This window comes from Streptomyces sp. NPDC017225 (assembly GCF_044331465.1).
Lineage (GTDB): Bacteria > Actinomycetota > Actinomycetes > Streptomycetales > Streptomycetaceae > Streptomyces.
This window is the reverse complement of sequence record NZ_JBIRNE010000008.1, coordinates 117,054-131,021: the sequence shown is the minus strand read 5'-3', so window position 1 is coordinate 131,021 and position 13,968 is coordinate 117,054. Positions and strand designations below refer to the sequence as shown.

The 13,968-nt window shown below is 72.2% G+C and carries 8 protein-coding genes and 2 pseudogenes; 2 read left to right on the top strand and 8 right to left on the bottom strand.

Annotated features, from left to right (window positions below; all coding sequences use genetic code 11):
• Positions 1-458 precede the first annotated feature (458 nt).
• From ACH4NX_RS19345 to ACH4NX_RS19325, 5 genes are read right to left on the bottom strand one after another with little or no spacing between them, the layout of a single operon-like run.
• On the bottom strand, positions 459-1,817 hold the full coding sequence (locus tag ACH4NX_RS19345) for a TIGR02679 family protein (protein WP_398129300.1): 1,359 nt from the start codon (positions 1,815-1,817) through the stop codon (positions 459-461).
• Positions 1,808-6,046: a TIGR02680 family protein gene (locus ACH4NX_RS19340; RefSeq protein WP_398129301.1), complete on the bottom strand. Its 4,239-nt coding sequence runs from the start codon at positions 6,044-6,046 to the stop codon at positions 1,808-1,810. Before ACH4NX_RS19340 ends, ACH4NX_RS19345 begins: the two co-directional genes overlap by 10 nt.
• Positions 6,047-6,054: 8 nt before the next feature.
• Positions 6,055-7,317, bottom strand: coding sequence for a TIGR02678 family protein (locus ACH4NX_RS19335; RefSeq protein WP_398129302.1), 1,263 nt, complete (start codon positions 7,315-7,317; stop codon positions 6,055-6,057).
• On the bottom strand, positions 7,314-8,927 hold the full coding sequence (locus tag ACH4NX_RS19330) for a TIGR02677 family protein (protein WP_398129303.1): 1,614 nt from the start codon (positions 8,925-8,927) through the stop codon (positions 7,314-7,316). Before ACH4NX_RS19330 ends, ACH4NX_RS19335 begins: the two co-directional genes overlap by 4 nt.
• Positions 8,928-8,958: 31 nt before the next feature.
• Entirely contained in the window at positions 8,959-9,309 is a 351-nt protein-coding gene (locus ACH4NX_RS19325) for an ATP-binding protein (protein ID WP_398129304.1), read from the bottom strand.
• A 14-nt stretch (positions 9,310-9,323) separates the two neighbouring features.
• Here ACH4NX_RS19325 and ACH4NX_RS19320 point away from each other — a divergent pair.
• Positions 9,324-9,677, top strand: a pseudogene (locus ACH4NX_RS19320) (PfkB family carbohydrate kinase); the annotation flags it as partial.
• Positions 9,678-9,810: 133 nt separating this feature from the next.
• Here the strand turns inward: ACH4NX_RS19320 and ACH4NX_RS19315 are convergent.
• The 3 genes from ACH4NX_RS19315 to ACH4NX_RS19305 are packed head-to-tail and all read right to left on the bottom strand — an operon-like array spanning position 9,811 to position 13,065.
• Positions 9,811-10,737: a hypothetical protein gene (locus ACH4NX_RS19315; RefSeq protein WP_398129305.1), complete on the bottom strand. Its 927-nt coding sequence runs from the start codon at positions 10,735-10,737 to the stop codon at positions 9,811-9,813.
• Positions 10,738-10,765: 28 nt separating this feature from the next.
• Positions 10,766-11,914, bottom strand: a complete 1,149-nt coding sequence (locus ACH4NX_RS19310; protein ID WP_398129306.1) for a DUF3696 domain-containing protein — start codon at positions 11,912-11,914, stop codon at positions 10,766-10,768.
• A complete protein-coding gene (locus ACH4NX_RS19305) occupies positions 11,911-13,065 on the bottom strand; it encodes a DUF262 domain-containing protein (protein ID WP_398129355.1) in 1,155 nt (384 codons plus the stop codon). Before ACH4NX_RS19305 ends, ACH4NX_RS19310 begins: the two co-directional genes overlap by 4 nt.
• Positions 13,066-13,441: 376 nt before the next feature.
• On the opposite strand from ACH4NX_RS19305, the pseudogene ACH4NX_RS19300 reads away from it, so the two are divergent.
• Positions 13,442-13,959: pseudogene (locus ACH4NX_RS19300) on the top strand (hypothetical protein); the annotation flags it as partial.
• Between the last annotated feature and the right edge of the window lie 9 nt (positions 13,960-13,968).

Here is a 13,968-nt window from a genome sequence, read left to right as displayed (position 1 = left end):
CGCGGCTTCGCGTCATCAGGGCCGGTGTCTGGATCACGGACGGGCTCTTCCCGTCCGGTCCCGGCGCTCGGCTCCCCGGTACGCCGAACACACTGCGGAACGCTCCGGCGCCGCGACAAGTGTGTGACCTACTACGCCGCTTCGCAGACCGGCCGCGTGACTCGCCCGGACGGCCGGCGACCACGCTGGCGAGCGGCCGTCGGGCGTCTACTAACCCCGGCCCCGTGTGACGTGAGCCCTGTGCGCGCCCTCACAGAGCCGGTCACCCGGCGGTCACCCCTCGTCACCCTGCGGAGGCGGGCGTCTCGCTCTACGAAACGGCGCGGTCACCTTTCGGAGTCGTCAGGCGGCCCAGTGTCCCGGTACCGGGCGAGGTGGTGCACGAGGACGCGCGTGACGAGGGTTGTGTCAGTCGGTACGCGCAGAGTTCCGCGCCCGCCGCGGCCGGGGGACGCGCCTCAGCGGGACCGCGTGCCGAGGTCCGCGAGCAGGTCGTTCAGCACCGTTTCCTCCTCGACCCGGACACCGCACTCGGCGAGAGCGACGGCCAGGGCCGGGTCCCAGGGGGTTGCAGCGGGCGGGCCCGTCAAGACCGGGGCTTCGGTCACTGCGGTCGCTGCTGCTCGGTAATCCGCCGCCGTGTAGCGCCACGGCCGCCAAGGGACGCTTCGCGCCAGTGCTGTGGCGATGCGCACCCCGCCCCAGTCGAAATCGCCGTGATAGAGAAGGCGGGCTCCCCGCGAAGACTGGTCACGCAGCAACGTGAGCGCGGCAGCCGACGGTTGCCCCTGAAGGCACACCATGGGTGGGCACGCCCGGCCGAGGGTGTCGGCGGCAGCGGACAGTACCGCCGGGTTCTCGCAGATGCGGACGGTTCCCGTCGGGGGAACGGAGGCAACCGCTGCGCGGCCGGTGAGGGAGCGGAGGGTCAGCACCGTCGGCTCCCCCGCGTCGGCCATCCAGTCGAGGGCTGGGGTACCGCGCAGGTTGAGGGTGAGGACGGTCGATGACAGGTCGTCCTTGAGCAGGCCTGCCGAAGCCCACGCCTCCCGCCGCCACTGCGCCCCGGATCCGTCGGGGAAGCCGGTGAGGCATCGGATGCCGGACAGGACGAGAGTGGCGAGCGGCGTCCCCTCGTCCAGGGCGTGGGCGCCCGAGAGCTTCCGTGCCGCGAACGTCGCCCGCGACATCGGGGGTGACGCGGGTAGTGCACGCAACGCGCGCACGGCGGCCTCCACCAAGGGGGCCGCCGCCTCCGGTCTGCGGGCGAGGCGTCGTACGAGACCGTCACCGCGGATCCGTTCGGCCCAGGGAGCCAGCTCCGCGTCGAGGGTGCCGAGCGGGGCGTACGCCTCCTCCCAGGCCCGCTCCTCTCTGTTCCGCGTCTCGGCGTGGAGCACGACCGGGCCGGCGAGGGCGACGACGGCCGCCGCCAGGCCGCCGGGGCTGACACCGGAGCGACGCAGGATCTCGTCCACGATGTCGAGGCGAATACCGAGGGAGCCGCGGGCTCGTGGTGCCCGTCCCAGGAGACGTTCGGCGGCGCGGCGTCGGGACTCGTCGGGGTCGGGAAGGGTGACGGTGCCGGTGAGCGGCCGGCCGCGTGCCATCCGTTGCCGCACGCGGTCCACGAACCAGGTGAGGCCGGGATCGCCGAGCAGGCGTCCGAGGCGCTCGGTGTCGACGTCGGGCCGGGCTTCCGCCGGTGCGGGCTCCCTCGGCATCGCGTCCGCGATGGCGTCCGGCGGTGTCGTGCGTCCGGGTGCCGTCCGGCCTCCGTCGCGGTCGGGCGGGGTCGCCGCATGGTTCACGTCCACAGGGCCCCCTGTCCGCCGGCACTGTCGACCACGGCGGTCCGCCCTGTCTCACGGGATGGACTCACAGGTCCGTCGGGCCACTCGCCGGAGTCTCCGGCACCGGCGGCCGCCGCGAACGCGTCCGCCCGGTCACCGGGTTCCGTGCCGCGCCACCGTTCGCCGCCGTCCCATTCCCACCGTGTCACCAGTACGGCGTCGATGTCGTCGACGCGGGAGAGCTGGGCGATGGCGATACCCGGCACCTGGGGGTAGCAGGCCCATTCACGTTCACTGGTCATCACGACGTCGAGGTCGAAAGCGCGCAGCAGTCCGAGGCACTTGGCGCGGGAGTCGTCGTCGACGCCGGCGAACGCCTCGTCCAGGGTGACCAGGCGCGGGGCGTGCGCGCCGCCCGCGCTCGCGTAGTGCGAGGACGCGGCGGCGAACAGGGGTACGGACGCGGCCAGCACCCGCTCCCCGCCCGAGGCGGGACCGGTGGCAGGGACCCACTTGCCGTGCTGGTGGCGTTCGACACCGAACTCGTGCCAGGACCGGTAGTCGAGGGCCGCGGTGAGATCCTCCAGCCAGCTGCCGACGCTGTCGTCGGCCTGCCGGTGGGCGATCTGCTCCTGGAGGAACGCACCGACCGCGGCTCGGTCCTCGGGGGACCACGCGTCGGCCGACTGACGCAGCCGTTCGCGGGCCTGAGCCAGTCCCTGCGGAGCCCGGCGGGACGCTCTCCACACCAGCCGCAGCTTCATGCCCGTGGAGGTCGGGCGCTCCTCCAGCTCCCTGTTCATGGCGGCCACCTGCCGTTCGGCCGCCCCGATCAGCTCCTGGAGCGTCCCGGCGACCTCGGTGATCAGATGGGTCTGGAGGATCTCGCGCTCGCGTGCGGACAGGATGCGGATCAGTTCCGCGACCTCCACGGCCAGCGCCTCCGCGAGTTCGGGCACGGCCCGTTCCCGGCCCTGATAGACGATGTCGACCCGCATGCCGTCCTCGCTCGGGCGAGCGGTGGCGGTGTGGCCGTGCCGCGACAGCGCGTCCTGGAGCCTGCCGAACTCCTCGCTCAGCCGCTTCTGGACGCGCTCCCACGCCGCGTCGGTGTCGTCGATCGCGGAGAGCCGGGACTCCACCGCCCGCGCGAGGGCGACGGCGGGGGTCGCCGCCCACGTCCCTCCGCCGTCGTCCGGTACATCGATGTCGGGCAGCGCGACGGCGAGCAGCCCCGTCGCGGCGAACCGCTGGAGCGCCGCGACCGCTTCCTCCCGCGCGGCGGTCGCCTCGGTGACGTCCTCGGTGAGCCGCCCGAGGCGTCCTTCGGCTCGGCTGGCCCGCCGGTCGGCGTCACCGTACTCCGCCCGGGCCTGCCGCTGCTCGTGCTCGCAGACCCGGGCCGCCTCGGCCGTCTCCTCCAGTTGCCTCTGCAGCTCGGCGACGGCCGCTCCGACGGTGGAGCGGAGCGTCGTGAGGTGTGCGTCCGCCGCCGCGGCCGACCGAGCCGCCTCCGTGGCACGCTCCGCGAGTTCGGACACGAGGAGTTCGGCCCGGCCGGTCTCCTCCCGCTCACCGGTCACCGCGCGCTCGGCCTCCGCGCGCTCGCGCAGTGCCGGCCACAGGGCCGCCAGGAGCGCGGTGTGGTCGGCGAGCGCCTGGCGCACGGCGCCGAGTCCCGGGTGGTCGGCGGGGAGGTTCAGGGCCGCCGCGGTGTCGGTGAGTTCGGCTGCCGCACGGTCGGCCCGCTCCGCCGCCGGAGCCAGTTCCGCGGCACGTTCGTCCCGCCGGGCTCGGGCCCGACGGACCGCTTCGGCCGCGGCGGTGACGCGTGCGTGGGCGCGCCGCAGGCCGTCGTCGCCGGGCAGTGCGGCGAGTTCGGCGTCCAGCGTGGCACGGCGCCCGGCCACGGCGCGGGACTCCTCGGCCAGTCGTTCCCGCTCCGCCGTCAGGCCGTCGATCTCGGCGTGCAGTTCCCGCATGCGGACACGGCGTGCCTGCTCCCGCGAGCCTTCCCCCACGTACTGGGCGCTGTCCTTGGCCCAGCTCCCGGTGAGCGCCCCGACGCGGAAGCGCCCGTCCCGGCAGACCCAGGTGTCGTAGCCGCCGGCCTCCCAGGAGGCCTCGCCGGTCCCGTCGCTGTCGCCCGCGGCCAGCCCGATGGAGGCGAGCAGGCGCGCGACTGTCTCCTCCCCCACTGCGGCGGCCCCCGCGTCCGCGGGGTCGACGGCCGGGCACAGCGCGCGGTCGAGTCCGGGTCCGCCGAGCAGCCCGACCGGATCGAGCAGTACGTCGTGTCCGTCCGCCGCGACCGCGGAGCCGTCCGGCCGCACCCAGGCGTCGAGGAGCCCCGACGCCTGCAGCGCGGCTTCCAGTCCCGCACGGTCGGCCCCGGTGACGTGTGGGTGGAAGTCGACGAGCCGCCACAGCGGGGCGCCGGGGTCCCGGTCCCGTAGGCCAGGTGTGCGGGCGGGGGGAGCCGCGGGGCCGCGCTCCCCGCCTGATTCGAGGGCGGTCAGTTCCTCCACCGCCAGTCGCTGCCGCTCCGCCGTCGCCGCCTCGCGGTGGGCCAGTCCGGCCGCCCGGTCGGCCAGGTTAGAGGCGGCGGCGCGATGCGCCTCGCTCGCCGCCGTACGGGCGGGCATCGGGCCGTCAAGAGAGCTCGACCAGTCCTGTACGGCGTCCAGGACCCCGGGCAGCCCGGGCACCCGCAGCTCCACACATCCGGAAAGACGCTCCCGCACGGCCGTGACCAGCGCCCACCCCTCCCGGGCCACGTCCTCCTCCGCCTCGGCCAGTCGCTCCTCCCCGTGCACGACCTCCTCATCGGCCTCGTCGGCGCGCAGCCGAGCGGCACGGTGCCGCTCCTCGGCCTGCTCGGCCCGCGTGACGAGATCCGCCACGTGCTCGACGGCGCGCTGCCTGCTCGCGGTCGCCTCGTCCGCCTCCCGGCGCAGAACCGGGTCGGGGGCTCCCTCCGTCCTGGGGAGCTCGAGCCGGGCGGCCACGGCGCTCTCGGCCACCCGGTCCCGGATCCCGTCCAACGCCTCCCGGGCGGCTGTCAGCCAATTGTCCGCGGTGGCGAGCCGGCCCAGGGCCCGGGTGTGTGCCTCGGCCGCCGTACGCCGGTCCGCCTCGGCCCGCTTCAGGTCTGCCGCCGTGCGGGAGGCGTCGTCCGCCGCCCGGTCGAGCGCGCGGGCGTCGCGCATCTCGGGCCGGGACCGCAGCGTGGCGTCCTGGGCGGCCAGCCGTGCGGCCCGCTCGTCGAGGGCGGTGCCCCTCGCCGCGGCCTTCTCGCGTTCCGCCGAGGCCCGGTCCCGGTCCTCCTGTGCCCTGGCGAGTTCCCGTTGCAGGTTCTCGTATCGGGAGTGTTCGCGGCGGGGCAGGCGGGCGCGGCGCCGGGAGGCGAGGCGGGCGTAGCGGCGGTAGTGGTCGAGGAACGCCGTGGACGCCTGTTCGGCCTCGCGGGCCGCTCGCAGTTCCTCCTTCTCCTCGTCCAGCGACCGGAAGGCCTCCGCCACGTCGGCGACGACCGCCTGGTCCATCGGCGGGAGTGCCTCGGTCAGTGCCCGGGACAGGGCGGCCTCGCTGGGTCGCTTGGACAGCTGGGGCTGGCGCAGCTGGATCAGGAGGTCGACCAGGGCGCCGTAGCGCCGCTCCCCCAGCCCGAAGAGGGCTTCGTCGACCGCCCTGCGGTAGGCCTTCGCCGTGTCGTACACCATGCCGTGGGCGCCGATGGCCTCGGCGAGCCGGTCCCGGGACAGTGCCGTCCCGGTCGCGTCCAGCAGGCCGAGGTCGGCGCCGACCCGCTGGCCGGTGACCGCGAACCAGTGGCGGGCGATGCCACGTCCGGCGACCGCCTTGAGTCCGCACAGCAGCGTGCGGAAGTGCGCCTCACCCGTGCTGCCGTCAAGTCGTCCGAACTCGATCCAGGTGTAGCCGAGCCGTTCGGGGTGCGGGTGCGCGCCGCCCAGGAGGAGGTTCCACTCCATGCGCTTGCCCGGGTCGCCGTCGGGTTCGACGCGGCGGGCGGAGAGGTCGCCGTCCAGGAGAAACGGCAGGGTGAGGGCCAGCACCTTCGACTTGCCGGTGCCGTTGTTGCCGCGCAACAGCAGCCGGCCGTCGCGGAACCAGAACTCCTCGACATCGTAGTGGAAGAGATCGGCGAGTCCGATGCGCAGGGGCCGCCACCGGCCAGGCGCGGGAGCGGGCAGCGCGGGGCCGGGCGACTCGGGTCCGGGGAGCTCGGTCACGGGGCGGTTCACCTTTCGTCCTGCACGGGCTGCACGGGCTGCACGGGTTGTGCCGTCGTGGCGGACCTGCGAGCCCGTCCGGGTTGCCTGACCACGGGTTCGCCGACCGCGTACCGCGCGAGGGCCGGCCGCGGTACGACGCCCCCTTCGGTGCGCTCGGCCAGTCCCAGCTCCACCAGCCTGGCCAGTGCCTGCTCGACGAGTTCGGGCTCCGCTCCCGGTTCCCTCGCCGACTTGGACCAGAACCCGCCGTGTTCTGCGGCCAGTTCCCGTACGCGGACCGCCAGTTCCGCCGGTTCGACGGGCCCGTCCGCCCGGGCCAGGTGCCCCGCCAGCAGCAGGGTGATGTGGCCGTGGGTGCCCTGTTCCGGCATGCGCGCGTCCGTGAGTTCGTCCATCGGGTCGACCATGGCGATGCCCTCGGCCCGGGCCTCCGGGACGAGTCCCGTCAGCTCGTTGATGCGGGCGGTGATGAAGCCGCGCTGCCGGGTGAGGTAGGCCAGTTCGGCGTCGGTCAGGTCGTCGTAGTACAGCACCGGGTCGTCCAGGAGGATGCGGGTCAGTTTCCAGCGGACCGCCCGGAACCTGAGCTCGTCGCTGTCGAGCACGGTCGACGCGGTCATCTCCACCAGGCGCTCCTCGAAGCCGTCGGCCTCGACCATGGAGGGACCTCGCAGGGAGGCGGGCATCCCGGCCAGCACGCGCCGCCGCACGTCGTACAGCACGTCGCCCGATCCGCTGACGTAGGCGTCCTCGTCACCGGCGACCCGCCGCAGCACGCCGAGCCGCAGCAGCAGGCGGACGACGGCCGCGAGGTCGAGGCGCTCGTCGCGCCGTTCCAGAGTGAACGTGATACCGGCAGCGATGAGTTGGGGATCTGCGGCGGCCAGGACGACCTGCTCGGCGAGGCGTCCGAGCGCCACCTGGGACTCGCCCCGTTCCAGCGCGGCCAGGGCCAGGCAGAGCAGGACGTAGCGGCGGCGGGTGAAGGGCAGGGCGCTGCGGGTGGCCTCGCGCGCCGGGTGTGTGGCGTCGGTGAGGGTGCCCGGCGTCTTGCGCAGCCGGGCGGCGTCGGCGTCCGTGCGCAGCGTCCAGCCGACGTTGCGTTCGAACCACTCCCGCAGCTCGGCGGTGTGCCGGCGCACCAGCTTGAACTCGTCCGCGTACGGTCCGTCGGCCGTGAGCAGCGGTTTCCTCAGCAGGGCTCGTGCGGCCTTCTGAAGGTCGGCCTGCCGCTGGCCGTCCAGGACCTCGGCCAGGGAGCCACTCATCGGTCCTCCCTGAGTTGGGGAACGGTGTCCCGTCGCGGGGCGGGGAGGGAAACGGGTGCCGATGGCGGTGCGGCGGCGCCGTCGCCCTGCCCCACCGTGAGGTCGACGATGTCGATCAGGTGATCGGGGCCGCTGAACACACCGTCGGGAGTGCGCACTTCGGCTGTCGATCCGTCGTCGAGGGCGGTCAGCCGGATCTCCATCGAACCGTCACCGCTGGTGGCGACTGTGGTGACGGTGCCCGGCCGCCAGGTGGCAAGCGCGTCGCCGAGCAGCCGAAGGAACAACTGGAAGGCATGCGGGTCGAGTCCGCCGAGCCGGGACAGCCGCACCGGCCCGTCCGTCACGAGACGGTCCCGCGCTCGCCTGGTCTCCTCCGTCTGCCGAGCTGCGATCTCGGCGAGCCGGCGCTTCGCCTCTCCCCGGTCGGCCACCCGGCGCGGCTTGCCGCGCCTTTCATAACTGCCGGTGCGGCGCAACTGTGGGCTGATGCTCAGAGGTCGTGCCTCGCTCCACGGAGTGGAGGCCGGCTCCGGGGCGGCCGTCCGTTCGGCGAGGGTTTCGGCGTCGACGGTGAGATGCCGGGAGGAGTGCAACCCGAACGCCACGCGCCACAGCCGGTGCCGTGCCGCGTCGTCGGGTGCCTGGGCGAACCAGCGCGCGAGGGTGCGGAAGTCGGCTGAGCGGTCCGAGCGTCCGGCCCGCCGCTCGTTGAGCTGCCTTACGACGGCCAGCAGCTGCGGGATCGATCCGAGTGCCCGCCCGCGCAGCAGTCTGGCCTGCGACTCCCGCCCCTCCCCCGACACGAACCACTCGGAGAGCCCGGACCACCGGGCGGCCCACCGCTCGTACGCCACCGTCTCCGCCCGCTCGGCGTCCTCGGGAGCGGCGTCGGCGGCCTCGCGGGCGGCGGCGAGCCGCAGCAGCGGATCGACCCGCTCCTGCTCCTCCAGTACCCCGATGAGCAGGGCGATCCGCCCGCCGAGGGTGATGAGGTCCTGGATGAACCGCTCCAGATACTGGATCAGCCGGTCCTTGTACGCGAGGAACGCCTCGACCTCGATGTCGTGCAGGTCGATGGTGCGCTGGAGCGAGCCCATGAAGGCGCGGGCGTTGTCGGCGAGGTCGGTGAACCGCGCCGTCAGCACGGACAGCGCGACGTAGGTCTTGGCCGGGTCGGGCTCTTGCTCCACGGCGATCACCAGCAGCGCACGCAGTTGCGTGACGATGTCGTGCAGCGCGACCGCCTGGAGTTCGCCGCGCCGCCCCAGCACCTCGTCGTACGTCCCCAGCGCCGCCTCGGCCGCCTCACCGGCCCGGGTGAGCTGGTAGATGAACCGCCTGCGGTAGAAGTCCTCGACCGCCGTCACCCGCGCGTGATCGGGGTCGCCCCGCAGGTTGCCCCACTCCACGAGTTTGTCCAGCGCCTGCGTCACCGCGTCCAGGTCGGCGGGCCGGCTCCCCGCGTCCAGGGCGGCGTACACGTCCTCCGGCCGCAGATGCACCGCGAACCGCTCCTTGGCGGCGAGGAAGACGCGCATGACCTGGCGGTAGAGGGGGGCGTTGGGGGTGGTGAGGTGGGCGAACGGAGAGTAGTCGCTGGCGGTCATCTCGCCGTATTCTTCCATCACGGCCCCGAGCTCACATGGGAGTTGCGAACACGCACTCCGCCCAGACCGTCTTGCCCGGACCTCCCGGCCGGAGGTGCCGGCCCCAGCGGGTGGCGAGACCCGCGACCAGCAGCAACCCTCGGCCGCTGGTGTCCTGTGGGTCGGGAGCGGGCAGCGCGTCCGGTTCGGGTGGTGTGCATCCGGTACGGGTGTCGGTGACCTCGATCCTGACCGTGTGGGCGGGTTCGCTCGCGTGCAGGAGCAGATGGAAGTCCCGGCTGGGGACGTGGCCGTGTCGTACCGCGTTGGCGGTTGGCTCACCGACGATCAGCACGATCTCCTCGTGCGGGCCGGTGCCGTACGGGATTCCCCAGGCGTCCAACCGGTGGGCGGCCAGCGGGCCTCGTCGTCATCACCCTCGGCGGGCGCGGCGCCCTCGCGTCCCTCGACGGCGAACGCGTCACCGTGGAGGCCCCGCCCGTGACCGTCGCGGACACCGTCGGTGCCGGGGACTCCTTCACCGCGGGCCTGCTCCACCGCCTCGCCGACCTCGGGCACCTGGGCGGCCGGCTCGACGGACTGCCCCTCGACGACCTCACCGACGCCTGCTCGTTCGCCGCCCACGTCGCCGCCCTGACGTGCTCCGTCCCCGGGGCGGACCCGCCCCGGGCGGACGAACTGGCTCCGAGGGGGGAGCGCCGGTCGATTCCCGCCACGCCGAACGGGCTGAAGGGGCCCAGCAGCCCCTGAGACTTTCCCGGGACTTTCGGCGGCCTGACGTGGCGCGGCCTTGGCCACTCGCTACAACACAACCGCGAGTCCTGCCGGGCCGCTGTCACCGTCGCCTCGATCCTGCTCCGGACCTGACCGCTGACGACGATCTCTAGACCTCTGGCCGGATCTTCTTGCCGATGTGAGCGAGGCGGATCGTGCGTTCCTCCGGGACCAGGCGGAAGTGAATACGCCCGGCACCCGGCGTGAACCGGGCGTGCAGGTCGAAGGTGCGTGTCTCTGCGTCCAGGTCGATGAAACGGCACACGCGCTTACGGGTCTCGCCTTCCGGGCTGACCTTGCTCCGCCACTCGGGCTCGGCCATGGCTGCCGGGTCCCATGTGGCGACGGCTTCCTCCAGCCGTTCCAAGGCTCTCCGTACGGGGAGCACCCAGTGCGGGTTCAGGCCGCTGAGCTGACCCTCGACGCGCGGCAGGAACGTGAGGTGCGGGTAGAGGTCCGCCCGGCTGTCCCAGATCCGCAGACCGGTGGTGACGCTTTCCCGGCGTGTCTTGCGAACCCACTCCAGATGCCCGTCGAGATGCGGTTCGGCGGACAGATGCCGGACTTCCACAGTGTCGCGCCGCATCTCCAGCGTGCCCTCATCGTCCTCGACGAGTTCGGAGCGCTCCAGGGTGACGTGGTCGGTCTGCCACGAGCGGGCCACTGGGAGGCTGACGGCGATGCCGTCCATGATGTGCGCGGCGCCGAGGCCGAGCACGACCTCGCCGTCGTGGCGGTACTCCAGATGGTCGGCGGCATCCTTCGTGGGGAAGACGCTTCGCACGGGAGCGCGTGCCTGTAAGGCCCGCAGACGCTGCCAGAGGGCGCGGTTGCGTGGGCTGGCCCCGATCCATTTGTTGACGGGGTAACCCTCGGCGATGTGCAGTGCTTTGACGTCCACCTCGCTCACGAGCGTCGCGCCTCCCTCAGCCGCGGCGGCACGGACGACAGCCACGAAGTCGGCCATGGCCCGGTCGGCCCGCGCCGGATCGCAGGCCGCCCCCCAGGACTTCTCGTTCAGAAACAGCAGTGGCACGCTTTCCTCTCCCCCTCGTCCCGTGCCGTCAGTCCAGCAGCCGGTCGAGTGAGTTCTCCCACTCGTCGAAGAAGCCCCTGGGCCACTGTTCGAGCATGCCGTCCTTGTCGATGCGCGGGGTGACGACCTCGGTTCCCGCCCCGTTGCCGCTGAAGTAGTGCACGACCGTGTCGTGCGGCTGGAGGACGCCCTGTTTCACTGCGAGGCGAACGCCGTTCAGCACGTGGTCGCTGTGCGTCTCGACGATCAGCTGGGCGCCGGTGGCAGCGGCCGCGGACAGCAGTGCCGCCATCCTGCTCTGCCCCTTCGGGTGCAGATGGGCCTCGGGGTTCTCCAGCAGGATCAGGCTCTCGGGCGTCGCGGTGAGGCAGGCGACCACGACGGGCAGCGCGTAGGTGAGGCCGAACCCGACGTTGGTGGGGCGGCGGCGACGGGTGGCGTTGATGCCTGCGGTGCCGCCGAAGCCGTAGGAGAGGCGGACCGAGTCGGTGCCTTCGATGGGGTCGGTCTCGATGTTGATGCCCGGGCACAGCTCCTGCATCCAGGCGATCGTCTGGTCCAGGAGCTGGGGGGAAGTGGCGTCGGGATGGCGGAGCGGACCGTCAGGCACTTCCGTGGGAACGTCCTGGTCCGTGTGGTGGCGCAGGTAGTTGATGGTGTGTTCACCGCGCACGCCGAGGAAACCCCGTGCGACGGCGATCTGGTGAGAGCGCGGGTAGGTGACTGCCGGGGTGATGCGGTCGGCGTGCAGGTACTGGAACGGCTGCTCGGCCAGGTGGGCGCGGACCGATCCCTCTGCCAAGGGCATGACGTCACGGTCGGGGTGGCGGATGTCGTACGCGGCGGCCCAGGCCCGCTGCTCGCAGTCTTCTTCGATGACGAAGCCGACGAGCGGCTCGCGGACCGCGGGGAGTTCTTCCACCGGCCCGAAGTCCTCGTGCAGGACGTCCTGTGCGGTGCCCAGGCTCACCAGATCACCATTGAGCAGTAACCCGCCTCCGGCACGTCTGGCCCTGATGAGCATCTGCGTCTCGTACGACTGTCGCAGCAGCGCCAGCGCCTGCAGGACGCTGCTCTTGCCCGAGGAATTAAGACCGGTGAGGAGCGTCAGCGGGCCGAGAGGGAGTTCCAGACGCCGGAACGCCTTGAAATTGATCAGCGTGATGCGGTTGATCACTGCTCGGCCCCGCTCCGTCCCTCGTTGAGCACCGTCTCCAGGAGCTCCTTGACCGCGTCGAACCGCTTGCGGACCTTCCTGGCGTCGCCAGTGCCCACGGAGATGGCACGTTCGAACTCCGCGTCCTCCATGAGCTCGGCGAAGGCGCCGAGGGCGTCGGTCCGCCGCAGCGCCTCGCGGTCGTTGTCAGCGAGGCTCGCGAGATTGACGGCGACCGTCTCGAAGAGCGCCTTGTTGATGGGCGACTTGCGCTGCTGGTTCCGTCGGTACTTCCGGAAGGCGTGGTGGCCGAAGATCTCCTCGGCGGCCTGCATCGCCGTGAGGAACTCGGTGCGCAGGCGGTTCTCTTCTTGGCTGTCGAGGCGGTTCACCTGGTGCATCGCCTCGGCGAGGAACGCGTCGAAGTCGCCGGGCTTGTAGGCGTGCGGGGAGGTCATCCGGAAGGCCAGGAAGCGAAGAACCATCTCCCGGTCGGCCATCCGGTCGCCGACGACGCTGTAGCCGGTGGCCCGCCGGAACTCCTCGGTCTCCGCCAACTCCGCGAGAAGCGTGCGCGCCCGGCCCGCGATGAGCGCGTGCCGGATCTCCTGCCGGGTGAGGGGCTCGCCTCCGGTGTTGATGCGCGCGAAGACGTTGAACATCACCGGCTCGGGGGTGCCGCGCCGGATGACATGGACGACGACCTCCGTCTCACGCAGCCGGATCTGGAGTTTCCCGGACAGGTTCGCGAAGCCCGTGCCCTCGAAGTTGCGCAGGTACTCCAGGCCCGTCAGCTTCAGTGGGTCGGCACCGACTGCCTCGGGCTCCAGGAAGCGGGCGATGGACGTGAGGCGCTGAATTCCGTCGACAATGGCCCAACTGCCGTCCTTCTTCTCGGCGGCGTAGAAAGACGGAATGGGAATGCGCAGCAGCAGCGACTCGATGAGCCGGGACTGCTTGCCGTCGGTCCAGATGCCCGCCTTGCGCTGGAAGTCCGGGGCGAGGTCGATCATCTCGTTGCGCAGCCGAGACAACAGGAGGTCGACGGTCGTCGTCCGGGTGTCGATGTCGATGTGCTCGGGGTCGAAAGGGGAGGTGATCTGCTCGATCACCACATCCTCGGCCTCCTCGCGCTCGATGTCGGTCGGCCGGCCGTCGGTGGTGACCTCCACGGCGAACAAGGGGGTTCCATGCTCCCCGGCATCGGCCGCGGCGTCCTGATACCGCTCGAACACCGACCGTTGGTCCCGGGTACGTCCTTGGCTCTCCTCCAACGCCACCATTCCTCTGGTCGCCCTCCCCATGTGCCGTACGGGATCACCGTGCCGCGTGATCGCCCCTCACCCTACCGTCCGTGATCCCGTGGTGACGCCGGAAGTGGGAGGGCAGTGGGGACATGGCATCGAGGGGGACGGCGCCGGGCGGTTCGGCTCCTCGTTCCCGGCCTCGGGTGGCCCGGTGGTGGACGAAGCTCCGACGAGAAGCTCCCTGCCCCGGTGCAGGAAGTCACGGACGGGCGGGCGGATTACGGCCAGGCCGGCCACGCCCGAAAGCAGGCTCACCTGCGCGTCCATCCAGTTCGAGCAGGTCGACTGGGCTCCGTTCGACATCGTGACGTTCCAGCTGATCCGCTCGGCCGAGGTCGCCGACCGGTTCCGGGACGCGGTGCGCGCCTCGGCCCAGGGACCGAAGTCGCTCGCCATCACCGGATTCGGCACCGCGGCCTACCGCGGCGGGCGGGCGCTGGAAGTGGTCGATCACGACCCGAGACCAGGGTCCCCGTAAGGCTGAACGGCCTGTACGAGCGTGACGAGGCAGGCCAGGCCGCATGCCTGAGCGAACTGCTGGAGATCTTCGAGACCGAGGGCGTGGACAACGCGTTCGTGTGCCTGTTCGCCCTGCCCGGCCACACGCACCGCCCGGACGGCGACCCCTGGGACGACTTGGACCGGGCCGGCCTGGGCATCGTCGAACTCCGCGAAGGGCTCCGGGGGCAGACCTACCCCGACAGGGAATGGGAACCCAAGGCCGCCTTCGCGGCGGTGGCGCAGCGGTTCCGGAGGTGACAGGACCCG

Excerpts from the sequence above, each read along its gene's own strand:
- ACH4NX_RS19335 (WP_398129302.1), bottom strand. The coding sequence starts at position 7,317 with ATGAGTGGCTCCCTGGCCGAGGTCCTGGACGGCCAGCGGCAGGCCGAC.
- ACH4NX_RS19330 (WP_398129303.1), bottom strand. The coding sequence starts at position 8,927 with ATGACCGCCAGCGACTACTCTCCGTTCGCCCACCTCACCACCCCCAAC.